We start from the raw sequence: 22,205 nt of genomic DNA, 5'->3' as shown, positions 1-22,205 counted from the left end.
AAAAATCGTTTAGAGACAAGGTCCGACTCTTGAAACCACTTCTAAAAAGTGTGAAAGAATTGTTTGGACCCGAATCGTTTTATGTTTCCTTCTTCCAATTCTTTTAAAAAGAATTTTAAGAAATCCGATTCTACTACCCGTCTCTGTATAAATATCGGAAGATAAAGGATCAAAATTAGCAAACGAAAAAGTTTTTTAACAATTCGTGATTTTTTTTAAAAGATTTAAAAGCGAAAATCTTCATTCATAGACCGTCCCAAAAACCATTGGCTTCTTTAATTTTTTGTTTCTTTTAGGATTTTATAGTGATTTTGGGACAAACTCAAAAGTGAACTTTCAAATCTAAAAATAAGGTATTCGTTTTCAACCTCTTCCCGAATGTGTGGACACGGCGTGCAAAAGGATAAAAAGTATGGTCGGCAAGACACACTATACTAGTATTCAAGAAGAATGGAGTTTTAATTTCTACGTGAACCTTTTGTAAAATCTTAGAATCGAATTTCTCTTTAATTTTCAACAAAACGTGAGAGTTCCCACATTTTATTTTACTGTAAAATCTAAGTTTGCGGTAATTCCCACAGATTAAGTCGCATTACGAATTTTTAACTAACACAAGCTCGACGTTAGAAAATGAAAAGAATTTTCTAAAAGTGAGTTCCTACAATTTTAGAATTTGTTCGTAAAATCTAAGTTTGCGGTAGTTCCCACAGATTAAGTCGCATTACGAATTTTTAACTAATGCGAGTTCGACGTTAGAAAATGAAAAGAATTTTCTAAAAGTATGAGTTCCTACAATTTTAGAATTTGTTCGTAAAATCTAAGTTTGCGGTAGTTCCCACAGATTAAGTCGCATTACGAATTTTTAACTAATGCGAGTTCGACGTTAGAAAATGAAAAGAATTTTCTAAAAGTATGAATTCCTACAATTCTAGAATTTGTTCGTAAAATCGTGATCTGCGTGCGGTAGTTCCCACATTTTTTTGAAACCAAAGTGTTTTACTTCCTGAACTTAGAGCATCACTCTTTGTTTAAGCGCACACATGGGTAGATTCATCTATTATGGATCGAGGCAAAACCTATCGAACTCCTTGGGAAGTGTTCCGAGAGTAATCAATCTCTCGCCTTCTTGACTTCGTAGATTCAAGAATATCATCTCAGATCTGCGAACTTTCCGAATTCTTTCATCAGTAATCTTTAAGTTTTTGGACCCAAACTCGATAGATTTTGCCAAAAAAATATCGCACCAAAAATGAATTTAAAACTGATAACCCATTCGAACTTCTAAGTGTGGGAACTCACATAAAACTTCAAAACTATAAGTTTTAACATTTTATTAAAAATTTATAAATGTAGGAACTGAACTTAACCCCGAAATTAGAACCAGTTAGAATGTTTGAAATCGTATAAAAAGTATGGAGGAAACAATAAAGAGACGATTTTTGTGGGAACTCTGACGTTTTAGAAAATTCTCTTGAATGGATTTAGATCTATTACTGATCCTTAAAAAAATAGTACCTCAAATTTTTATTATAAAACCCGTTATTGTAGTTTTTTATTTCTGATGATTTTTAAATTTGCAGAACTTCCATAAAACCTAAAAATAAAGTACCTGGTATTTTGCGTGAAACAGGACATTATAACAAAATTTATGGCACTCAGTTTACGCTTTTAAATACAAATTTTTACAAAAAAATATTATATTCAAAAAATATAAATTTAAAACTCATTTTCTTTTTTCAAAAAACTAACCTAAAAAGATACAAATAAACCAAGAATAATTGAGAAAAAAAAGTCCAGATAGTCCGTACATTCCAGCTCGAACGAGTTTCTTTTCTGGATCTGTGATCGGCCTAAAAATTGTAGGGTATTCTGAAACTGCAAGTTTATAGATCCTTCCTGCATCCTGAACGGAAAGTTTATAATAAGGATACAAGGAATGATTTTTTAAATTCTCGCCCCAAAAAAAGACGGAACTTCCCCAATTACAAGTCGGAAGTTCCATTTTCTCACAAGCGACCCAAACGTGAACCGGGTCACCTTCTTTCCAACTTGATGAAACTAATGGGGCGACAGGAAAATAAATCGTTTTAGTAAGTTGTGGTTCCGCCTTCGACTTGCTAATGGCAGATCTAGAATAGATATAGTCCGGAAGAATTTTTACTTCTCTAAATACCAAAATTCGATTTTTTCCAAACTCTCCTCTTTGTGAAAGATCCATATTTTTTCCGATAGGAATTCCTAGAAAAAATCCTATCGTATGACTGATGTAAAGTGAAGAAACTCCCGCTGACAAAAGACTTAAAAACAATGCAACGTAGAGAAGGTTACCAAATTTTGTACTGAGACGGATGACTAGAAAAAGTAAAGGAAGAAATAAAAACAAAAGCCAAATGATGGTGAAAAAAACGGAACCATACATTCCAAGAGGTATGAATAAAAGCGCCATTCCATTTACAAGACCAAACCCGATCAGCAATAACTGCCAAGTTACATTTTGCGGAGACGGTTCAGGAGGAAATGGACGATCTCCCATTTTTACGAGAGCAAAAATCATAATTCATTCGACGATCAGTTTTTGATTCAATTGCAACCAGATTTGACGAATTCGATCCGTCTGCGCCTCCGGTCCTGAAACAGAAAACAAAAGACCACGATTTTCTCTTAAATAATATTTTTCTAAAACGATCATAGGAACCTTTCTTCCGTCTTTGTGAAAAATTTCAAAACGAGTCGTATAAGAATCGTCTTCCTTCTTTCTTCTAAAATTTGTTTCCCGAATTGTTCTAGGATTGATTCCACGTTTGAGATCCCAAAGTTGAAAATAATTTTTAGAAGTATAAATCGCCGCAACCGGATGATAAGAAAGCCCTATCGTAAATAGAATTCGATCGGGTCTGTAGTTAAGAAATTTTTCGGCTTGGGAACGATACACTTTTTCCCATTCCTCTTTGTTTTTGTTTTGTACAGATCCATCATACTCAATCGATTGATAAAACCTTCTAACCTTCCAAATATGATCTCCTTCAGTTCCACTTTCCGGAGTTTCCGGTTCTGGGAAAAAATGTTTCCAATCATTTACAGTTTCCAAGGAGAATCGGAACTGATCACTTTCAATTTTTAGAATATTCTTTTTTACGCAACCATACGGATCGGTAAGATTATCCACGTCCGTTTTTTTGTGGGTCATGTGTCTGGCCAGTCGATTCAGTTCTTCTGTCGCATTTCTGTATCCCTCTGGTACAAGTTTTCCAAATTGAAACCGATAACAAAGTCCAATTCCTTTTAATAAACGAATCGCGGAATACGGTTCACTGTGTTCCGCCAATACTTTTGCCTCACTTAGATGAACGTCCAATTCGGAAACATCCGGAAACACCTCTTTAAAATCCCGATCCACCAAAAACTCGACTTTTCCATCTTTGTAAAACTTATAGTTTCTTCCGTGTAGATCCGTTTTCCAAACAAAATGGGCATTAGGTCGGAAATACTTCATCACTTTGTTATAGATTACAGCCTCTTCTTGTTCTTGATCTTCATACCAGTTACCCCGAAGCAAAGGATCGGAATTTGTAGTTTGTGTTTGAGCCCAAAGTCGAGTAAAGTTTTCTTTTGTTTGCATTTGTGCCAAGATCGGCAGAAAAAAAAGAAAAAGAGTTAATATACTTAAAAAGCTGAATATTCTAATTCTTTGATACAACTGTATCCACCATCTATATTTAAATCTAAAAGTTTACATTATGAAAAAAGAATCACATTCCCTAGAAAAAGTCCATAGTGCCGATTAACAAAACTGCTTCAATTACCGATTTGCATAAAATAGAAACAGATAGAAAATTCATTTTTCAACAACTCTAATATTTTACGCTGCCATACAATTTTTATAAGTTGTAGAATACAAAAAGCGATTTTTTCGATTACACTTTTTCGTTTTAGGAGTATTTAAAAGTATACTATCATTTTTAAATCGTTTGAACATGATACATCAAAATTTTGCTACTTAAAACTATATAATAAAGCACCCAATATCTCACATTCAAACAATTCTTTACGATGAACATTTTCAACATTCAATTTTATAGGAGCTAATAATATTTTAAAAGAACCAACTTCTATTCAATAAATTTTCAATCCAATTGATGTCTGTAAAACAGCAATTTCATGCCTAAATTTGATTGGACATCATTCTGTTTGGATTAAATAGAGGTCACTATTTTATAAAATGAATTTCCTATTTCCTTTAAGAACTCAAGTTAAAATATGCACAAACAAATAGTTACATCAAAATATAGTTATATACTATCTATAATAAATTAACGGCGAGATAATATTTAGATTGATGGAAAGATATAACCTTCAATATCTTATCTATCCTACAAGCAAATAAATTATTTTAATGAATATAAAAGATAAATAAAGAGGTGATCTGATTCATTTGAGACAATAAACTTTTAAAATAAATTTAGATAATCTGAAATTATGAAAAAAATAATTATTAGAATAGTATTGAGGAGCTACTTAAAGTTTTGAAAATAACATGAACCTTTATAAAAATCTCAAATGGATTAAAGTGCAGGTAAATTCGGGAATTCAAAATTGCGCCGCCTCTTATACAATACTAGAAAATCCCCGAGCGTTCAAACTTGACATATAACCAAAATCTAGTTTCTAAAATTTTTTATATTCAAATATAATAATTATTCAATATTTTAACATGAATAAACAATGGTATTATATATCAACGGGACACTTTGGATATCCACAACCTGAAAAAGATTTTGGATTTTTAACTTTAACTTATAAACCTAATGTTGGTTGTCCCACTTGTGACATTGGAAAAATCCAAACTAATTCTTTTCGTTTTCGGAATGAACCAAAAGTAAAGCATAGCCAATTCATTGGTTTAAATTGGATTCTTGACCAGATCTTTATTCGTGAACATGTGAAAAATGAATTTGAAAAAAATAATTTAACGGGAATATATTTTTCTCATCCAGTTATTCATAAATCGGGAATACAAATCGATTCATTGTATCAGTTACATGTTGATACACTATTGCCGCAAGGTTTGATTGATGATAACTTAGAAGTAGAAATATGTGAAATGCCGAAAGATAAAGAAATGTTAAATTTTTTAAAAGCTATTGATAGCGAATCACTAAAAGGACCATTTTGCGGTCAGAAAAAGTATAATTTTCCACAAGACCAAAAAATGAAATTCCGAAAAAATATTTTCATGAACATGCCTGATTTTGTTAGAACCAATGAATGGTTTGGAAGCGGAGGTAGCGCTAACCGGCCAATTCTTATTTCAGAAAAAGTAAAAGAAATAATAGAAAAAAATAAATGGAGAGGGGCGTTTTTAAATCCTATAGAATTAATTTAGAACTTGTCCCAAAACCGTCCAATGTAAGAACTACTAGAAAGTTTGCAAATTGCTAAATACACTTAATTTGTAAGAACTACTACATTTTATTAGAAATTTATAAAAAGTTATCGCGTAAAATTCTTTGAGGTTTTGAGACAAGCTCTTTGTAAAACGAATCATTTCCATTATATTCTATTTTTTTCATACGTTTTGAATTCTATTTTTTAGAACTGTTCTTATTCTTACGTTTTTGATCCGTTTTATTTTTCCATTCCTCTATTTTTTTAGTTTTTACGAAACTCTATTATCAATCACCTACAATTTGAAAGTAATTTCCTTCTTTTCTATTTTCGTAACGTTTCCAATTGATTTTTTTACCAACCGGAACATAAGGATAATTTTGTTTTTTAACTTTCATTCCGTGAACCAAAGAATAAATTCCAGCTGCAAGCGAAATCGCAACGTCTTTTTTACGTTTTGTCATCAGAATCATATCATTTTCTTTATCTATATAACCGATTTCTAAATAAGCTGAAATAGAATTGATAAAGGTGGGTAACGCGTATGTCGAAAGATAAGGTTTGTTGATCGGCCCTGGTTCCGGAAATTTTTCCTCGGTTTTTATTTTTCGAAGTCCATATTGAACGAACCTCATCAACTCCGCAGAAGCATAATGATTATCTCCCCCAAACCCCTCTCGACCATCTTCTCTTCTCCAAAGTTCCGGCTCTGATTTTTCTCTCTTCCAGAATTTACCTTCGGCTACAAAATGTTTATGAGTTTTAGAATATTGCCCTTTTCCACCGACCTTTGCCAATTGTTCCCAACCGGGAAGATCCTTGTATTTCCAACTAACCATGTTTTGACGATAACCTTCGAATGCAGATAGGTCCGCTTTTTTACCGTTCCGACTTGGCCAATATCCGTGAAAGTAAATCCAAGCATCCGCAACCGCGTTTTCTAATTTGGACCAACCTTCTTTAAAAACCATCCAATCTTTCCAAGGAGAATTTTCAAACTTCTCCTTCTCGTATCTGCCTTCGCTGATTCCTTTTAACACGTAAAAAGTTCTGTAAGACGGTGTAAGCACAGCCGCCATTCCACCAGGATGTTCCTTATAACTCGGATTGAGATGAAGAGAAACTACCAAGTTCGGTTTTTCACGATTGATAAACGAAATTCTTCCAAGTTGAATCTGTTTGTTTTTTTTATCCGGATAATCGAAAAGACGATACGGAGCATTCGGATCCTCGTTCGAAGAATAATCTTTTTCTTCTGCATTTTCGTTTCGAGTCATTACGGAATCGATTTGTATCCAAGGTAAATCTTCATTGGTAAACGATTTCATATAAGACCGAAAGATTTTAAATCCTTCCTCGGTTTTGGTAAGATCTAAAATCTCCTTTAGTTCTTTAGAAAGTTCTAATACGATTGTTTTTTCCTTAGTTCCCTTAAAAGAAGCTCCCGCTTTATAGAGTTCCAAGTATTTATCCGAAATCGGATCGTATTTGTCTCCGTGGTCTTCCTTGGGTTTGAGATCCAAACCTCCATGTCCCGGATCGATGACTATTTTAAAAGTTTTAAGCGGAGATTTAGAAACTGGTTTAGAATCCACCTTTTCAGGACCGGCCAAAAGTACCGATCCTGAAAACAGGAAGATTAAAAAGATGGAATTATGAATCGAAAAAAAGTTTTGAAAACACCTCACTATTTCTTCTGAGCTTCTGAAGGTTCGGAATAGATCATATTTCGATTGTCACTTAGATCAATCTTATATTTTTCACGAATGTTTTTACTTTCCTCTTCCGGTTTGAGATTACTCAAGATAGAAATTCCATATTCCTTTGCAATTCGAAAGTGCATTAGAGAATCCTTATATCTTGAATCCCTACGCATTCTGTCGGCCTGAATCATCTGATAGTAAGCGATCTGAAGTTTATGATGATTTGCAGAAATTTCTCTGCTTCTAGCCGAAGCGGACTGAGCAGAACCGTTCTGAGTTTGCTCCACACTCACAATCGTATCCGCACATTCTCCCAAAAGCTGATCCGTTCTTTTATTATAATGATCCGAAAATTTAACATAGAGCTTATCCATACTCTCAGCGGTCTCGCGCATTTTTCTTCCGGCCACCACGTATTGTCTTCTGTAATAATAATGAAGCGCATCGTTGTATTGTTTCCAGATCGAGTTTAAATCCTCGTTGGAACCTTGAACGTTGGAACCAAAATTTTTTGTCACGGTTGCGAGGGCGTGAATATCGTTTTTCACTTTTTCTTTCATGGAATCCAGAGTTCTCGCGTAATGAAATTCTTCCAGATAATCCCCTTGATATTTAGGATCGTTAATCGCATTTGCAAGCTCGCTACTCTTAGCCTCTTCTTTGGGTGCGTTTGTTTGAGCCGAAATAGAAAACGTCAAGAAGAATAAAGTTAAAATTGAAACTAAAATAAAAAATCGAAAACATTTAGATGACATGCGAATCTCCTACACGGCAGTATAACACAGTGTTTTAAAACGCAACTAGTATTTTAAGGTGAGTTCGACGTAAGAAAATCGAAACGAATCCGGCTGCCTATGCAGCGGACCGGGTTCTTTAGCTCTGGTCAATAAATTGTATACGGGAAACATTATACAATCATCATCTTTAGTTTCAATTTAAAACGTGATCTGTCGAGCGCCCCTTAGAAAGCGATGCATTGAATTCAAGAAGTGAAACGGCTTGAGTTACTTCGAGCACGCGAGACAACTTTAGTTTGAGAGAGCGTTCTGCTTTAGTTTCCCCGCATCGACCTCTTTCGCATTAATTCACGTTATTTTGCATTCAGAGGATTGAAGAAGTACAAATTTCAATTTGTTTGTACTATAAAATTACAAAATCGTAAATCCATATCCCAGAAAATATAATATACTGTAATCTTAATATACTCGAGTATATCACCAACACACTATTATTTTCCAAAGGAAGATCTAGAACGGATTTGACGCCACTGTCATCTGAATCGAATCCTAAGCAGACCATCTCCAACTGGAAAAAGAGTATAAGTCAAATTGGAATTTTGAACCTCATTCCAAAATTCTCTCATCGCCTTATCCGAAGGGGCCTGCCAGGAAGGATCAAAAATTCTACCATGCCAAAGAACGTTATCGAACACAGCAGTATCTGGTTGTAAACGTTTCAGAATCCGAAAAATCTCAGGATACAAAACTTTATCACAATCGACAAACACAAATTTGGCGGCCCAAATGGTTTCGGGATTTCCGCAAATTTCTTTGAGATAATGAAGACAATGAACCTTTAAAAGATGAATATCTAAATTTTCAAAAGGATGTTTTTCTAAGTAGGAATGAACTTTAGTAATATAATTAATCTCTCTTTCTAAAGAGACAATTTTAGAACTTACTTTTAAACCAGAAGCCATCCAAAAAAGGGAAACGCCGTACCCGGTTCCTAATTCTAAGATCTCTTTGGGTTGTTCAATTTCCACGAGAAAACGAAGAACCGAACCGGAAGCAGGAGTTAAAACCGGAACGCCTAGTTCGGTGGCCTCTTTTTCCATCTGAAATAAGATTTCAATCGGACGTGGAATCAAATCCGAATCGATCTTCTCTTCCAGACCGTTCAGAAAAATCGAGGTCCCGTATTTTCCTGGAGGACTTCCTTTACTCACGGCAAAAATGGATGAAATCTATGTCTTTCTTCTTTCGGAATTCTTTTATCTAAAACTTCTCGAATATAAGAAACCGAATAACGTTTTGAAAAATGAATGAGTACGATCTTTTCGTTTTTAAACGAAGAAAGATTATCTAAAATCTCGTCCAGATGAGTATGACCCCATTCCCTTGCCTGAGCTACGTTTCGTTCTTCGTCTATATAAGTACATTCAATAAATAGAATACTAGAATTTGCAACGTCTTCGTGTTCCAAAACGTATTCTATCTTTGTGTCTCCCGAAAAACTGATGACCGGAATTTCGCTCAATTCAGAGACTTCTATTTTTTCCTTCAAAGCCTGGTTGAGTTCGTTCTGAGAAATAGATTGAAATTCTTTTTTCAACTTTTTTCTTTTCTGATACAAAGTATATCCTTGAGAAGGAACCCTATGAAAGGTTTGATGAGGAGAAAAAAAATGATTTGAATCTAAATCAATCTTATCTCCCGGACTTACCGCACTGAGTTCGTATGCGTAAGTAAAATTTTCGATCTCAGAATAAAGATCCAAAATCTTTCGCATCGGTTTTTCTAAAGGAGCGGGAACAAAAATTCTAGGCGGTTTTAGTTTCCTCAAAGACCTTTGAGATATATAATAAGGCAATCCGCTGGAATGATCCAAGTGGGAATGAGTCAACAACAGGTTATCCAGATGTATCCGATTAGGATTCTGAGCACCAATGTCAAACATCAAACTTAAGGAAGGAAGATACAAGGAAGTACGAATACCTCCCTCCGAAATTCCTTCGAATTGATATTGTTTATGTTGAAATTTACAATACACTAAGGAATCCTTTCTTCCGGCGTAATGTGTTTTACGGATTCATTTAAGCCTTTTGTAATGTTTTTTGGACCGGTCAAAATCGTTTTAACAGAAGAACTTACAAAGTATTTTTTTCCTACTCTTTTAAGATCACCTAACGTAACAGCTTGGATTTTGTCTCGATACGTTTTTAAATAATCGTTTGGCATACCGTGTTCTTGAAATCGAAGAAAGTTATGAAGAATTCCTATCTTATCCACAAACTGAAAGATAAATCGATTGACGATGGATTGTTTTGCAGATTCCAATTCCTTTTCTGTAATATTAGAAATCGTTTCTTCACTTAGAATTTCACGCATCAGATCATAGACTTCCTGAGTTGTAGAAGTTTTTGTCTGAGTGGTAAAATACACCACTCCATAATCCTTCTCGAAATGAGTGGAACTACCCGACGAATAAGCAAGTCCTCGATCAGAACGAATCTTTTGCATCAAATAAGAACTAAAACCTCCACCCCCGATGATATAATTTGCCAACTGAATCGCGTAAAAATCAGGATCTTTATGCGCAGGAAGAATTCCGGCCATCATCACTACACTTTGAGTCGCTTCTTTATCCACACCTAAAACTTGAAAAGAAAGAGAATCCAAATTTTTCTTTAAAATTTGTGTATTGATTTTTACAGAAGTTTCATTACGAAAATTTTCCCTTAAAGGCAAAATGGAAGCGATCAAAGGTTCCGCTTCTTCTTTTTGCAAATCTCCCGTAAGCAGAACGATTCTTTTGGAAGTGGAAACGGTTTTATAAAAGAATTCTTTAATGTCCTTTGAACTGATTTTTGCAAGAGAATCCAACTCGGCACTTTTACCTAAAACGGTTCCTTTATAGACGAGTTCTGCAGTTTTACGATAAGCAATATCGGAAATCTTATCGTTTCTCCTTTTGATCGATTCCTCTAAGTTGAGTTTTGCAACCGCAAAACCTTCTTCGTTTAACAACGGAGAGGCGATAAATTCACGAACGAGAGGAACTATTTCTTTTTCGAATCTAGAAAGATAAGAAATCGTGAATATAATTTTTTCGGAATTTACGTCCGTGTCGATCTTAGCTCCATAACCTTCTAAAGTTTCTATAAATTTACTTCCGGGCGCAGAAGGAACCCCTCCGTGTTTCCAAGCCTGAACGAAAAGTTCCGGAACTTCGGGAGGAAGACTCGGATTGTACAATACTCCCACATAGATATGAATTTCTAAATTTCTGAGAGGAAATTCCTCTCCCGGTAAAAAATAAACCTCAGTTCCTTTTCCAGCGCCAAATACTTTCACTTCCGGAAATTCAAAAGTGAGGGCGGGAATTTTTACGTCTTTTACGAAGTCTCCCGGAGCGGCCTCCAAAAAAGAAACTGTAAAAAACAAAAGTAAAACAGAATAACAGAATATTTTACTATAGTAATTTTTTATTTTTAGATTGGATCCCATTCGCAAATCGAAAAATTTTCCTTTAAACAGAAATTTTTTTTGAAAAAAATCAAATAACCTATTTGATAAAAAGTAAAACATAGAATACAAATTCGAAAATCGATCTTTACAACTTAAGAATCTAGAAAAAATAAAATTATATTTTTCTAATCGTTCTAAATTATACGTTTGATAAACCATGACGTCTTTTAAGCATTTCATCTTAGTTACCTGCTCCTTTTGCGGGAGGGTTCAGTTCCGCGATTGTTCTGTTTTCGGATACAAAATATTTTTTTGCGACTCTTTGTACGTCTTCCGGAGTGACCGTATCCAATTCTTCATAACCTCTTAAAAGTTCCCTCCAATCTCCGTATAATAGCTGATAGAGGGAAAGAACGTCCGCAAGTTTTCCGTTGTCGTCCAAGGCGCGCAAGTATCCGCCTAAGATTTGATTTTTGATTCTAAATAATTCTTCCGAAGTAATCAGTTCCGTTTTTAACTTATCCAATTCTTCTTGGACTAGATTTGCCACTTTTTTCTGATCTGCGTTTTGATTGTTTGTAATGTAGATAGAAAACAGATTGGAAAATCTATCTCCAGGATCTCCGTTCCAGCAATACACTCCTTGTGCGACTTGTTTTTCTAATATTAATTTTTTATAAAGCCTTCCAGATTCTCCTTCGGCGAGCAAAGTATCGATTACACTAAAAACGGCGTCGTCAGGATGAGGAAACGCTGGTTTATGAAAACCAATGATTTTAGAAGGAGTACTCGGATGAACCACGGAAACAAACTTAGATCCGTCAAATCCCGCTTGAGCCGTTTTCTTCAAAGGTTGAAGACTTCCTTTTTTTAAATCTCCAAAATAGTTACGCAGGATTTTTTCCGTCTTATCAAAATCCAAAGAACCAACTACCGCGATCACCATTCTTTGCGGGTTATAGTAGTTCTTAAAAAACGTTTCCGTTTTTTCCAAATCCAAAAAGCCTAAATTCTTTTCATAGCCGATTACGGGCATACGATACGGATGTCCTTCTGGAAACGCTGCGTCCAAATATTTTTCCCTTAAAATTCCAAGACCTCTGTTTTCGACGCGCATCCTTCTTTCTTCCAGGACCACGTCTCTTTCTGTATAATATTCTCTTAATATAGGATTTTTCAATCGATCCGATTCGAGCTTGGCCCAAATTTCCAGACGATTTGCAGGAAGAAGAATTTGATAGTTAGTGACGTCGTTCGAAGTATATGCGTTAAACCCTACTCCACCGTTTTTAGAATAGATATAATTGTCTTCATTAGAAATTACGAATTTACGATGTAGTTCTAAAAGGGAATAAAATCTTTTCTTCAAAGTTTCGATTTGATTTTTAAATTCGTCCGAAGGTTCTTCTCCTTTTTCCTTCATTTCCAGTTCTTTCAGCCTTAGGGTATCCAACCTTTTTCCCCAAACGGCGATCTGTTCTAAGTAAGGTTTTTCCTTTTCATAGTTTGTGGTTCCTATGTTTTTAGTTCCCTTAAAAAGCATATGCTCTAAGAGATGTGCCGTACCGGCGATTTCCGGAGTTTCGTCCGCAGAACCCACTAAAAATTTAGTATAAACGGCAATGGTAGGAGAATCTTCCCGTTTCATCATCAGAACTTTCAGTCCGTTTTCCATCTGAAAAGTTCTGGTTTTTTCTTCTAAAGATTTCTTCAAACCGGAAAAGATAGTAACATCCGCATAAACGGAAACATTCGAAATACAAACGTAGATTCCTAAAATTATAAGAATCTTACTGACTTTTTTGTAATGGAAAGTTTGAACTTTAAAACAAACCACAAAGAGTTTAAGAACCCATAGCATAAAACACATAGCTACAGTCTTTCCTCTTTAAGGCCTGGTGTCCAGAAAGTTCCCGGAAAATCCTGCTTCCTTTTCCGATGGATTCAAATACGTTTGTCTCATGCGGCGAACTTATTTTTTATTTTTGTCGGTTTCAGTTTTAACCTTTCATTCCGTTTGTGTTCCCGCAGACCCGGAATACAGACAAAAGGTTCTTGAGAATGTAAAAGACACAGGTTTTATCTCCAGAGAATTTTTTCAGATCCTAGTCAAGGTTCCTCTTCCCTCCAAAGACATGGGAATCAAAGAACTAAGAAACCAATGTAGAAAGATCGCAGAGACAAAGCGGGACGAGATGGCGGTTTCAATTTTACTAAAAGAAATTCGTGAAAACGAACTCATCTTTAGTGGACCATTACCTCCCGATTTAACAAGCAGTTTACCACCCGCTCTTCCGGGTCAAATTACGACTACTACGGCCGCTTCTTCCGCCGTTCCCGGAAGTATAGCCGTATCCGGTAGCACAGTCGGAACTAATCCGACCACAAACCCAAATCAAAGTACAAATCAAACTGCAAATACTGCGACTTCTGTTCCAGATCCAAAAGCGGTTGAAAAAAATAAAGAAAAAGAAAAACAATTAACCCAAGACGTTCTGGTATATAGAGGTGCGTTCGCTTGGTTTTTAAACTCTATGTTTCTTTTTAGAGAAGACTATACAGACTCCGCGAATTGTACTTTCATTTATAGAAATATTCAAAAAGATTTGTATGCGAGCGTTATACGAAAGGGATTAAAACCAATCTCCAAAGAAGAAGTTCCGGAGGCGCCATGAAATCGATTCAACTGTTTTCGATCGTAACGTTGTTACTATCCGTCTATCACTGTTCACCCACCCCTAGTACGAAAATAGAAAACGAACATCCTAAAAAAAACACTACAGTAATGGAAGAATCCAACGAAAGTTCAGGAGATGAATTTATCAAAGCTACCGAGGGTTTTTTAAACTCGGATACGTTTCAAGTAGTAGTCTCTTCTTTAGAAGGAAATGCGGACGGAGCCCAAGATCTGGCTCGCAAAAGGGCTATCAATCTTCTGATTGCAGAAAAAGGGGATAAGTTTCGTCCTTCCGATAAATCGGTTCTCAAAGAACTGGTTGAATCCAAAGGACAGATCGTAAAATCCTCCGGCCCGATCCAAGGAAAAATCTACTTTTTATTTCAGATTAGTTCTCCCGGTTTGAAAGCGAGTTTAAAACGTTAGACGCCATTTTGAAAGATACTTCACTTAACGCGAATTTAACATAACATGAGTTCAACGTAATAAAATTAGGGCAAATCCGGCTTGCCACAGGCAGCCGGACCAGGCTCTTTAGCTTCGGTCAAGTAGTTATTATGAAACTACAGAATCAGATTCAATTTTCATAAAATACCAATAACTTGACCACACAACGCGATTCATAGAGAGCGTTGTGCTTTAGTTCATTCATCGATCCCTTTCGCGTTATATTGAACTCACGTTAACATAGAAAAGGTGAAACAAACTCGAGACCGATCAACAGATTTATCCCCTAACAAAAACGTGACGTTTTTATCATTCCGAAGTGTATGAGATCAATCCACTGAAAACAAATCGAATTCGATACTTCCATGTATAAGAATCAATTTTTTATAACTCAGAGCAATAGAGTTGTTGAAAAATTTCATAGTGGCGATTAACAAAACTGCTTCCATCGGCGTTTCCATACAATAGAAACAGATAGGAAAATTCATTTTTCAACTACTCTAATATTTAGGAACTCGATTTGATAGGGATAAATAGTTTCACAAAAATGTGGGAACTCACACTATTTAATCACGAAAAATGAATATTCCACGTGAATTCAGACCATAATTTGCTTTCTGAAAAAAATTTGAAATCCGAACGATTCCTAAAATGCGGAACTACCGCAAATTACAATTTTACGAACAAATCTTAAAATAGTAGGAACACATACTTTTAGAAAATTCTTTTAAGGCGTTATATAATTACTGAATCATTTCCACCTGTTGAATTTTACCTGGAATACAAATATTCTTATCGAAGTTACAATAGTAGATTTTTCCTTGAATTTCTAATTCTCCTTTACCAGTTACTACTAGAGGAATCGGATCCACCGAAGCGAAATATTCTTTTTTCTTTTCCGAAATTTTTCCTTTTACTTTTAGATCCGCTTTTTCCACCTTCACTCCGCTTTTAGGATTTAAAATTATTTTATGAGGGGCGTCCTTTTGAACACCGAAGTTAGCTGGATGAATAATTTTTAAAAGATACGCATTACCGAAACTTTTTTCCAGTTTAAACTTTACGGGACTTTCCTCTTCGGCAAAAATTCCAACGGAACCTATTAAAACACAAACGAGTAATAACTTTTTCATACTAATTTGACAGGGTTTCTTGTAGTTTTGTTTATGAAAAGAATTCTTCGTTTTACCGATCCCTATAAAAATTGAGGTAGTAAATTATTATCACAAAATACTAAGAGCTTTATTATATAACTCCGAATAGAAATCAATAACCAATGTAAGTTTGCAACAAAAAGATCAAATTTAAGAATTTCCGGCATTCTGAAACGTATCAGTCAAAACTACATAATAAAAACTCCAATACAATCGTCTACATTTCAATAATATAAATCCAGAGTAAAAAAAATTTGGGCGAATCCGGCTTTACCGGACCTCGTTCTTTAGCTCCAGTCAATCAATTGCATAAAAAAAACGTAATATACTATTTTGTCTTAAGTTACAATATAGAACACGGGTTCATAAAGAGCGTTCTTCAATCGCTTTCGCATTGGATTCTATCGAACTCACATAAAATCGCGCTTGTGATGAACATTTCAGACTCGATTTGATAGAAATGAGTAATAAAAAAACGTCAATGATTCGAATCTCTAACCTTTGTAAAGATAGAATCAATCTCTACTGAAAATCCATCTAACAGAGCAGATACGATTTTACCAGAGTTAACAGAAGAAAATAGTGTAAATCCAGATTCTCCATTACGATAAACTTCTACCGAACGTTCTATAGGATCCACGATCCAGTATTCTAAAACTCCGTGTTTTTCATAGAGTCTCTTTTTAGTCTTTAAGTCGTGATAGGCGTTTCCTTCTGAAAGAATTTCTGCAATCCAATCGGGAGCGCCTTCGATTCTTTTTTCTTGTATGATAAAACTACGAGCTTGAGAAATAAATATAAGATCGGGTTGAACTACGTTATGTTCATCTAAAAATACGTCGATGGGAGAAAAGAAAACCTCGCCTAGTTTATTTTGTTCTAAATATTGCAAAAGACTAGAATATAATTTACCAGAAACTCTTTGATGCTCAGGGATCGGGGCTGGAACCATAAATATTTCACCCTCCAAAAGTTCGGCCAATGTTCCTTCCGGAAGTTTGGCAAAATCTTTTTCTGTTTTTAAGTCAGTAATCGACATATGATCACCCGGCCCTAGAACCTCAGTTTTTATAATGGAACAAAGTTTGACAGATCTTTCTAAGTCTGTCAAGAAGAAGGGCGCTTCAATTCAGAATCATTCTAACTGTTTTTGTTTTAGCTCAATTTTTTGAATGTGTCATTTTACAGACCCTATCAAATTAAATACCTAAATTTCTATTGCAAAACAATGTTTCAGCTTAAAATACTGGGTTTTATTATTTAGTTCCAAATAGTAACCATTGACAATAAGATCAAGAAAATCTAATTTTCAATTATAGTCGTCAACAATTTTAAATGGAGCTGAAAACGCACTCCGACAACGCAGAATTCATATTATTGAAGTGTAAAAGACTCGACCACAATTCATTAGAAATTTATAATAAATTGCTGAAGCTCCCGCAGAAACTGTCGTATTGTACGAATTACAGTTTTTCAACATTCTTTGAATATTCTATTCGCTGTATGAGTTCCCACAAAAGGCGACTCTCTGGATATTTGCAAACCTCCATAAGTTCATTATCAAATTTTCGGAAACTTTAAGTTTAGAGACTGGCTTAAAAGTAAGGTTGATCAAAAAGATTTAATATTCTTTTCAGAACATTCCGCTACTTGTAGTTTGTAAATTGAACGTCAAAAGGAAGATCCGCATTTTTTAAAAGATGAATTACTTCTTGAAGGTCGTCCTTTTTTTTACCGGTAATTCGAACACATTCACCCATAATCGTAACGTTGACTTTCAATTTGGAATCCTTGATCAGCTTCGTGACTTCCTTGGTTTGTTCCTTTTCCATTCCCTTGCGGATCTTGACTTTCATCCGAACGGTTCCGCCGGTAGCGGGCTCAATCTTAGATTTGAAATCGAAATTTTTCAGACCTAAACCGCGTTTTGCCATTTTAGAAACGAGAACGTCAATTACACTCTCTAACTTCGCTTCGTTATCCGAGGTCAAGATGAGTTGTTCGTCTTCAAGTTGAATGTCCGACTTAGAACCTTTAAAATCGAAACGATTTTTAATTTCTCCAAGGGCCTGGGTGACCGCGTTCGTCAACTCAGGTCTACTGATCTCGGATACGACGTCAAAAGAAGGATCGCTCATACTCTCTCTCCGGTTAAAATTTGTTTTGCTTCGTTTATTACACCCGTAATCGCGGATTCAAGGTTTTGTTTTTCCTTACCGCCACCTTGCGCCATATCCGGCTTACCACCGCCTTTTCCACCTAACAATTCACAGGCGGTTTTGATTAGATTACCGCAGTGTATCCCTTTTCCAACGAGTTCGGAAGAACAGGTGATCACTACGCTTGCGTTGTCCGAGTTTCTACTTCCTAAAATAACAAGAAGATTTTTTTCTCTGACTTTCAAGTTATCGGAAAGACCTTTTAAAGAATTTGGATCCTTGTCTTCAAAAATTGCAGAGACGATTTTTCCAATTCCTATATTCACGGAGGAAGTTAGAACGTTTTCAATCACAGAAGTGTTGTTTTCGAAATCTCTTTCGGCCAAATTCTTTTTTATTTTTAAAAAGGAAAAAGTGTTTTCTTCTATCTTTGCGGCAATGTTTTCGGAAAGGTCTCGAAAAAAAGAAACAGCACTAGCACCCTCCTTCTCGAGTTTTTCGCGGATTTCATCCGGGCCAGGTATGGAAAAAGTGATAAGAATTTTAGATCCTTCTTCGCCTAACTCCGATTTGATTTTTAAATTTAAGTTCTGCGCGGATTCAGTCAATTCAGCAAAACGATTTTGGAACGTTTCGATTACAGCAGGACCACAAACTCCTTCGATACGACGGTTTCCCGCACCGGGAGAAGATTCTTTTTTAATAAAAAAATATCCGATCTCACTAGTGCGACTAACGTGTGTTCCGCCACAAAATTCTACAGATGCGTCACCCATCTGAACGACTCGCACGCGATCTCCGTATTTTTCTCCGAAGGTTGCAACGGCTCCAGTTTTTTTAGCGTCTTCGATAAGAAGTTCTTTGGTTTCAACAGGAAAGTCTTTACGGATCGACTCGTTCACCCAAGATTCAATTTTACGAATTTCTTCCGAAGTCAAAGCGGAAGGGTGAGAAAAATCAAAACGAAGATATTCGGGAGAAACGATCGAACCTTTTTGTAAAACGTGATCACCTAAAAGAGTTCGAAGAGCGCCGTTTAAAAGGTGAGTTCCCGAATGATGAAATTTAAGTCTTTCTCTTCGGATTGTTTCCACTTCCGCTTCGAGTTCTTGAGAAACGGTAAACTCTCCGCTTAAGACCTCTCCAAAATGGATAATACTATCGTTCTCTTTTTGAGTATCAAAAACTTTGAATACGTTTTTCCCCTGACGAAAAAAACCAACATCACCTACCTGTCCCCCTCCTTCTGGATAAAAAGGAGTTTGGTTCAAAACGATCGCGCCAACTTGCCCTTCTTTCAAAGAATTCGCCGGCTTATTATTAAAAAATAAATGTGTAATATTCCCTTTTCCTAATAAAGAAGAATAACCGAGAAACTCCGTTTTTTCCACGGATTGACCGGTCATCAGGGAAACCTTATTGGCCTTCCAGGATTCTCTGGAGAATTGTCTGTCTTTCTCCAATTCTTCCTGGAATCCTTTTTTATCGAAGTCTAATCCCTGTTCGGCGACGATTTCTTCGGTCATCTCCGCAGGAAAACCGTAGGTTCCATAAAGTAAAAATGCGTCCGCTCCGGAAAATATAGTTTTGCCCGAGGTTTTAGTCCTTTCAACGAGGGTTTCGATCTTTTCGAGCCCGAGTTCAAGAGTTTTCAGGAACAGTTCTTCTTCCGCGAGAATAGTTTTTTGAATCGCTTTCACGTTCTTTCCCAGTTCCGGATAACGTGGTTTATAGATCTCGACGACCTTATCCACGAGTTTATAAAGAAATGGTTCTCTAAAATTCAACTTTCTTCCGAAAAGGGTAGCGCGGCGAATCAAACGACGAATCACGTAACCTCTTCCGGTTCTGTCCGGATAAATCCCATCTCCGATTGAAAAAAGCACCGAACGAATATGATCGGTCACAACTCGAAACGCAGTCTTTCGATTTGCTAAAATACGTCGGATATCATTTTTCTTCGTTGCAGTTTCGACTGAATTTTCTTCTTCGTAAGAAAGTCCGGACAATTCTTCATAAAAGGAAATGATCTTTCGAAGTTCGTCCGTATCATAAACTGAATCCACTCCCTGCAAAAGAAGAGCGACCCGTTCCAAACCGGAACCAGTATCAATTCCAGTTTGTTTGAGAGGATGCAGATTTCCTTCTGTGTCTTGGTTAAACTGGTTAAATACTATATTCCAAAATTCTAAAAAACGATCGCAATCGCAACCCGGTTTACAGGTTCCGCTAGTCGCACAATCGGGGCCGCCCTTTTCAATTCCACGATCGAGATAAAGTTCGGAACATGGTCCACAAGCTCCGCTGTCTCCCGCAGGTCCCCAGAAGTTGTCCTTTTTTCCGAGACGCGTTATGCGCTCTTTAGGAATTCCCTTTAAGATCCAGATTTTTTCGGCTTCGTCGTCGTCGGTATAAACAGTGACCCAAATCTTATCCTTGTCAAAACCCAGATGATTGACGGAACAATCGAGTGCGTAGGAAATCGCTTCTTCCTTAAAATAATCTCCGAAGCTGAAGTTCCCGAGCATTTCGAAGAAGGTACAGTGTCTTTCGGTTCTTCCGACAACTTCGAGGTCGGTGGTGCGGAGACATTTTTGGCAGGAAGTCGCCCTTGTATAAGGAAGTTCTACCGCACCTGTAAAGAGAGGTTTGAACTGAACCATTCCTGCCGTTGTAAAAAGAAGTGTGGGATCTCCTGCGGGAAGCAAAGAAGAGGACGGAACTACGTTATGCGATTTGTCCTTGAAGTAGTTTAAAAAGATTTCGCGGATTTCCGCTACGGATTGGCGTTTCATAGTACCTCTAAAATCAAAAAATGCCTGAAGCTCTCGGACGAAAGAGATTCAGGCATTTAAAAAAACGAAATGAAAAAGAAACTTAACGTTTGGAAAACTGAGTTCCTCTTCTCGCTTTGTGTAGACCGTATTTCTTTCTTTCGACCATTCTTGGATCTCTAGTTAAGAATCCTTCTTTTTTCACCGCTGGACGGAACTCCGGTTTAATTCTGCAGATCGCTCTTGCAAGAGCATGTCGAATCGCTCCGACTTGACCCGTAATCCCTCCTCCGGTTACGTTCAAATTGAGATCATATTTATCTTGAACATTTAAAAGAGAAAGTGGGCGAATCGCTTCTTCAATAATTGCTTTCCGATTTTGAAGATAATCTTTAATATCTTTGTGGTTTACGGTGATTTTACCGGAACCTTCTTTAATTTTTGCGCGTGCAACAGAAGTTTTTCTTCTTCCTACGGCCCAAATTTCTTTTGCGGGTGCCATATTCGATCTCCTAAATGTCAAGTTTCACAGGCTTTTGTGCCTGGAGGTTGTGTTCAGCACCCGGGAAAATTTTACAATGGGTGAGCATTTTATCTCCGAGTTTGCTTTTAGGAAGCATTCCTTTTACAGCCTCGTAGATTACCTTCTCCGGTTGTTTTGCGATTAAGTCCTTGAAAACGGTTTCGGTCATCCCACCCGGATAACGAGAGTGATGATAATACATTTTCTGAGTCTCTTTGTTACCGGTCACTTTTACTTTGGAAGCATTGATAACGATGATATTATCTCCACAATCTTGGTTGGGAGTAAAAGTTGCTTTATGTTTTCCGCGAAGTCTTGCGGCAATTCCGGAAGCGAGTCTTCCTAGAGTTTTTCCTTCCGCATCTACTACGAACCAACCTTTTACAGCGTTTTCTTTTGTAAGAGAAGGAGTTTTATGTACTTTTGATAATACTGACATGAAAAATCGTCCTGTAGAGGCCAGAATTTCGCTTTAATCCCCAAAGTCAAGAAAAAAGAGCCAAAGCATCAGGAAGAACAGATTTTGCCTATTGTACTGATTTTAATTCGGGATCGGTTCTGATTCAATGCGAGTCCAGTTTACATAAATTGAAAAAAACTTATCTAAAAAAACAAAGAAAAAACCAAAATCTTTGTTTAGGAATCCATAAAACTGAAACTGTGGGAACTACTATAATATTCCTGAGAGAAAACACGTTTCAAAATCACAAAGCGGCGGGAACTACCACAATCACAATTGTAAGAATAAATTTTAAAATGTGGGAACTCATTCTTTTAGAAAATTCTTTCTCATTTTCTTTCGCCGAACTCACGTTAGTTAAGAAAATAAATTCGTAAATTCAAAATTGAAAAACGTGGTAGTTCCCACAATTTTAAAATTAACTGTAAAACCTCGATTTGTAAGAGTTCCCACATTTTATTTTTACGGAAAAATCAGGTTTTATAAAATAAAACGAATTCACGTTAATTAGAAGTTTTAGAAAAAATTTTAAACATCTCGTTTTTACTTTAGCCGCGGGACTTTGGAACCTTCATTTATTTTTTGTTAAACGTTTTAATTAAAGGTGTTGAAAAACTAATTCTCATCTATCTCCGTTACATTGAAATAGACAATTGAAAACAGTTTTGCTCAATCTCCATTATGGAATTTTCCAACAAATGCAAATTCTTTGCAAAAAACTTATCATTTACAA

At 36.1% G+C, this 22,205-nt stretch carries 18 protein-coding genes (1 of these 18 cut by a window edge); 3 read left to right on the top strand and 15 right to left on the bottom strand.

Annotation, left to right across the window (positions count from 1 at the left end; translation table 11 throughout):
* Nucleotides 1-1,744 precede the first annotated feature (1,744 nt).
* Together LEP1GSC049_RS212180 and LEP1GSC049_RS212185 are read right to left on the bottom strand one after the other, a co-directional pair.
* Complete coding sequence (locus LEP1GSC049_RS212180) at nucleotides 1,745-2,554, bottom strand: hypothetical protein (protein WP_016561001.1); 810 nt, start codon at nucleotides 2,552-2,554, stop codon at nucleotides 1,745-1,747.
* A gap of 3 nt (nucleotides 2,555-2,557) precedes the next feature.
* Nucleotides 2,558-3,697, bottom strand: coding sequence for an LIC10775 family protein (locus LEP1GSC049_RS212185; protein ID WP_016560905.1), 1,140 nt, complete (start codon nucleotides 3,695-3,697; stop codon nucleotides 2,558-2,560).
* A gap of 1,014 nt (nucleotides 3,698-4,711) precedes the next feature.
* On the opposite strand from LEP1GSC049_RS212185, the gene LEP1GSC049_RS212190 reads away from it, so the two are divergent.
* Nucleotides 4,712-5,383, top strand: coding sequence for a hypothetical protein (locus tag LEP1GSC049_RS212190; RefSeq protein WP_004752939.1), 672 nt, complete (start codon nucleotides 4,712-4,714; stop codon nucleotides 5,381-5,383).
* Between the two features lie 289 nt (nucleotides 5,384-5,672).
* On the opposite strand, the gene LEP1GSC049_RS212195 is transcribed toward LEP1GSC049_RS212190, so the two are convergent.
* From LEP1GSC049_RS212195 to LEP1GSC049_RS212220, 6 genes are all read right to left on the bottom strand, one after another.
* Complete coding sequence (locus LEP1GSC049_RS212195; protein ID WP_016560906.1) at nucleotides 5,673-7,073, bottom strand: N-acetylmuramoyl-L-alanine amidase family protein; 1,401 nt, start codon at nucleotides 7,071-7,073, stop codon at nucleotides 5,673-5,675.
* Nucleotides 7,073-7,843, bottom strand: coding sequence for a hypothetical protein (locus LEP1GSC049_RS212200; protein ID WP_004753363.1), 771 nt, complete (start codon nucleotides 7,841-7,843; stop codon nucleotides 7,073-7,075). Before LEP1GSC049_RS212200 ends, LEP1GSC049_RS212195 begins: the two co-directional genes overlap by 1 nt.
* Before the next feature lie 515 nt (nucleotides 7,844-8,358).
* Nucleotides 8,359-9,036: an O-methyltransferase gene (locus tag LEP1GSC049_RS212205; RefSeq protein ID WP_016560945.1), complete on the bottom strand. Its 678-nt coding sequence runs from the start codon at nucleotides 9,034-9,036 to the stop codon at nucleotides 8,359-8,361.
* Complete coding sequence (locus LEP1GSC049_RS212210) at nucleotides 9,033-9,860, bottom strand: MBL fold metallo-hydrolase (RefSeq protein WP_016560982.1); 828 nt, start codon at nucleotides 9,858-9,860, stop codon at nucleotides 9,033-9,035. The genes LEP1GSC049_RS212205 and LEP1GSC049_RS212210 overlap by 4 nt, the downstream gene beginning before the upstream one ends.
* A complete protein-coding gene (locus tag LEP1GSC049_RS212215; RefSeq protein ID WP_016560959.1) occupies nucleotides 9,860-11,518 on the bottom strand; it encodes a M16 family metallopeptidase in 1,659 nt (552 codons plus the stop codon). The genes LEP1GSC049_RS212210 and LEP1GSC049_RS212215 overlap by 1 nt, the downstream gene beginning before the upstream one ends.
* Nucleotide 11,519: 1 nt before the next feature.
* Nucleotides 11,520-13,148: a M16 family metallopeptidase gene (locus LEP1GSC049_RS212220; RefSeq protein WP_016560919.1), complete on the bottom strand. Its 1,629-nt coding sequence runs from the start codon at nucleotides 13,146-13,148 to the stop codon at nucleotides 11,520-11,522.
* Nucleotides 13,149-13,176: 28 nt separating this feature from the next.
* Between LEP1GSC049_RS212220 and LEP1GSC049_RS212225 the strand changes: the two genes are divergently transcribed.
* Complete coding sequence (locus LEP1GSC049_RS212225) at nucleotides 13,177-13,953, top strand: hypothetical protein (RefSeq protein WP_004753376.1); 777 nt, start codon at nucleotides 13,177-13,179, stop codon at nucleotides 13,951-13,953.
* The gene (locus tag LEP1GSC049_RS212230) at nucleotides 13,950-14,381 is read left to right on the top strand and encodes a lipoprotein (RefSeq protein WP_004753192.1); all 432 of its coding nucleotides are present in this window, start codon (nucleotides 13,950-13,952) and stop codon (nucleotides 14,379-14,381) included. Before LEP1GSC049_RS212225 ends, LEP1GSC049_RS212230 begins: the two co-directional genes overlap by 4 nt.
* Before the next feature lie 764 nt (nucleotides 14,382-15,145).
* Here LEP1GSC049_RS212230 and mpl17 read toward each other — a convergent pair.
* The 7 genes from mpl17 to LEP1GSC049_RS212270 all read right to left on the bottom strand — a co-directional run.
* Nucleotides 15,146-15,535 carry a cell surface protein MPL17 gene (mpl17, locus tag LEP1GSC049_RS212235; RefSeq protein WP_004753006.1) on the bottom strand — a complete coding sequence of 130 codons (390 nt, stop codon included), beginning with the start codon at nucleotides 15,533-15,535 and terminating at the stop codon, nucleotides 15,146-15,148.
* Nucleotides 15,536-16,034: 499 nt separating this feature from the next.
* Entirely contained in the window at nucleotides 16,035-16,595 is a 561-nt protein-coding gene (locus tag LEP1GSC049_RS212240) for a Uma2 family endonuclease (protein WP_016560900.1), read from the bottom strand.
* Between the two features lie 607 nt (nucleotides 16,596-17,202).
* Nucleotides 17,203-17,694: a YajQ family cyclic di-GMP-binding protein gene (locus tag LEP1GSC049_RS212245; protein WP_004753408.1), complete on the bottom strand. Its 492-nt coding sequence runs from the start codon at nucleotides 17,692-17,694 to the stop codon at nucleotides 17,203-17,205.
* Nucleotides 17,691-20,510, bottom strand: coding sequence for an alanine--tRNA ligase (gene alaS / locus LEP1GSC049_RS212250; RefSeq protein WP_016560930.1), 2,820 nt, complete (start codon nucleotides 20,508-20,510; stop codon nucleotides 17,691-17,693). The genes LEP1GSC049_RS212245 and alaS overlap by 4 nt, the downstream gene beginning before the upstream one ends.
* A gap of 82 nt (nucleotides 20,511-20,592) precedes the next feature.
* Nucleotides 20,593-20,991: a 30S ribosomal protein S9 gene (gene rpsI, locus LEP1GSC049_RS212255; RefSeq protein WP_004753014.1), complete on the bottom strand. Its 399-nt coding sequence runs from the start codon at nucleotides 20,989-20,991 to the stop codon at nucleotides 20,593-20,595.
* A gap of 10 nt (nucleotides 20,992-21,001) precedes the next feature.
* Nucleotides 21,002-21,451, bottom strand: coding sequence for a 50S ribosomal protein L13 (gene rplM / locus LEP1GSC049_RS212260; RefSeq protein WP_004752993.1), 450 nt, complete (start codon nucleotides 21,449-21,451; stop codon nucleotides 21,002-21,004).
* Nucleotides 21,452-22,195: 744 nt separating this feature from the next.
* On the bottom strand, nucleotides 22,196-22,205 hold the end of the coding sequence (locus LEP1GSC049_RS212270) for a YceI family protein (RefSeq protein WP_004756944.1). Its footprint extends 620 nt past the window's final position; 10 of the gene's 630 nt are visible here — the last part of the coding sequence; the start codon falls outside the window, past its right edge; the stop codon is at nucleotides 22,196-22,198.

Origin of the sequence: Leptospira kirschneri serovar Cynopteri str. 3522 CT (assembly GCF_000243695.2) — a bacterium.
Classification (GTDB): Bacteria; Spirochaetota; Leptospiria; order Leptospirales; family Leptospiraceae; genus Leptospira; species Leptospira kirschneri.
Note: the sequence above shows the minus strand (reverse complement) of the source record. Positions and strands in the feature narration are given on the sequence as shown.

Bases quoted from the DNA above. Each gene is read 5' to 3' on its own strand.
- LEP1GSC049_RS212180 (WP_016561001.1), bottom strand. From the start codon at position 2,554: ATGATTTTTGCTCTCGTAAAAATGGGAGATCGTCCATTTCCTCCTGAA.
- LEP1GSC049_RS212190 (WP_004752939.1), top strand. From the start codon at position 4,712: ATGAATAAACAATGGTATTATATATCAACGGGACACTTTGGATATCCA.
- LEP1GSC049_RS212200 (WP_004753363.1), bottom strand. From the start codon at position 7,843: ATGTCATCTAAATGTTTTCGATTTTTTATTTTAGTTTCAATTTTAACT.
- LEP1GSC049_RS212215 (WP_016560959.1), bottom strand. From the start codon at position 11,518: ATGAAATGCTTAAAAGACGTCATGGTTTATCAAACGTATAATTTAGAA.
- LEP1GSC049_RS212220 (WP_016560919.1), bottom strand. From the start codon at position 13,148: ATGTGTTTTATGCTATGGGTTCTTAAACTCTTTGTGGTTTGTTTTAAA.
- LEP1GSC049_RS212230 (WP_004753192.1), top strand. From the start codon at position 13,950: ATGAAATCGATTCAACTGTTTTCGATCGTAACGTTGTTACTATCCGTC.
- mpl17 (WP_004753006.1), bottom strand. From the start codon at position 15,535: ATGAAAAAGTTATTACTCGTTTGTGTTTTAATAGGTTCCGTTGGAATT.
- LEP1GSC049_RS212240 (WP_016560900.1), bottom strand. From the start codon at position 16,595: ATGTCGATTACTGACTTAAAAACAGAAAAAGATTTTGCCAAACTTCCG.
- LEP1GSC049_RS212245 (WP_004753408.1), bottom strand. From the start codon at position 17,694: ATGAGCGATCCTTCTTTTGACGTCGTATCCGAGATCAGTAGACCTGAG.
- alaS (WP_016560930.1), bottom strand. From the start codon at position 20,510: ATGAAACGCCAATCCGTAGCGGAAATCCGCGAAATCTTTTTAAACTAC.
- rpsI (WP_004753014.1), bottom strand. From the start codon at position 20,991: ATGGCACCCGCAAAAGAAATTTGGGCCGTAGGAAGAAGAAAAACTTCT.
- rplM (WP_004752993.1), bottom strand. From the start codon at position 21,451: ATGTCAGTATTATCAAAAGTACATAAAACTCCTTCTCTTACAAAAGAA.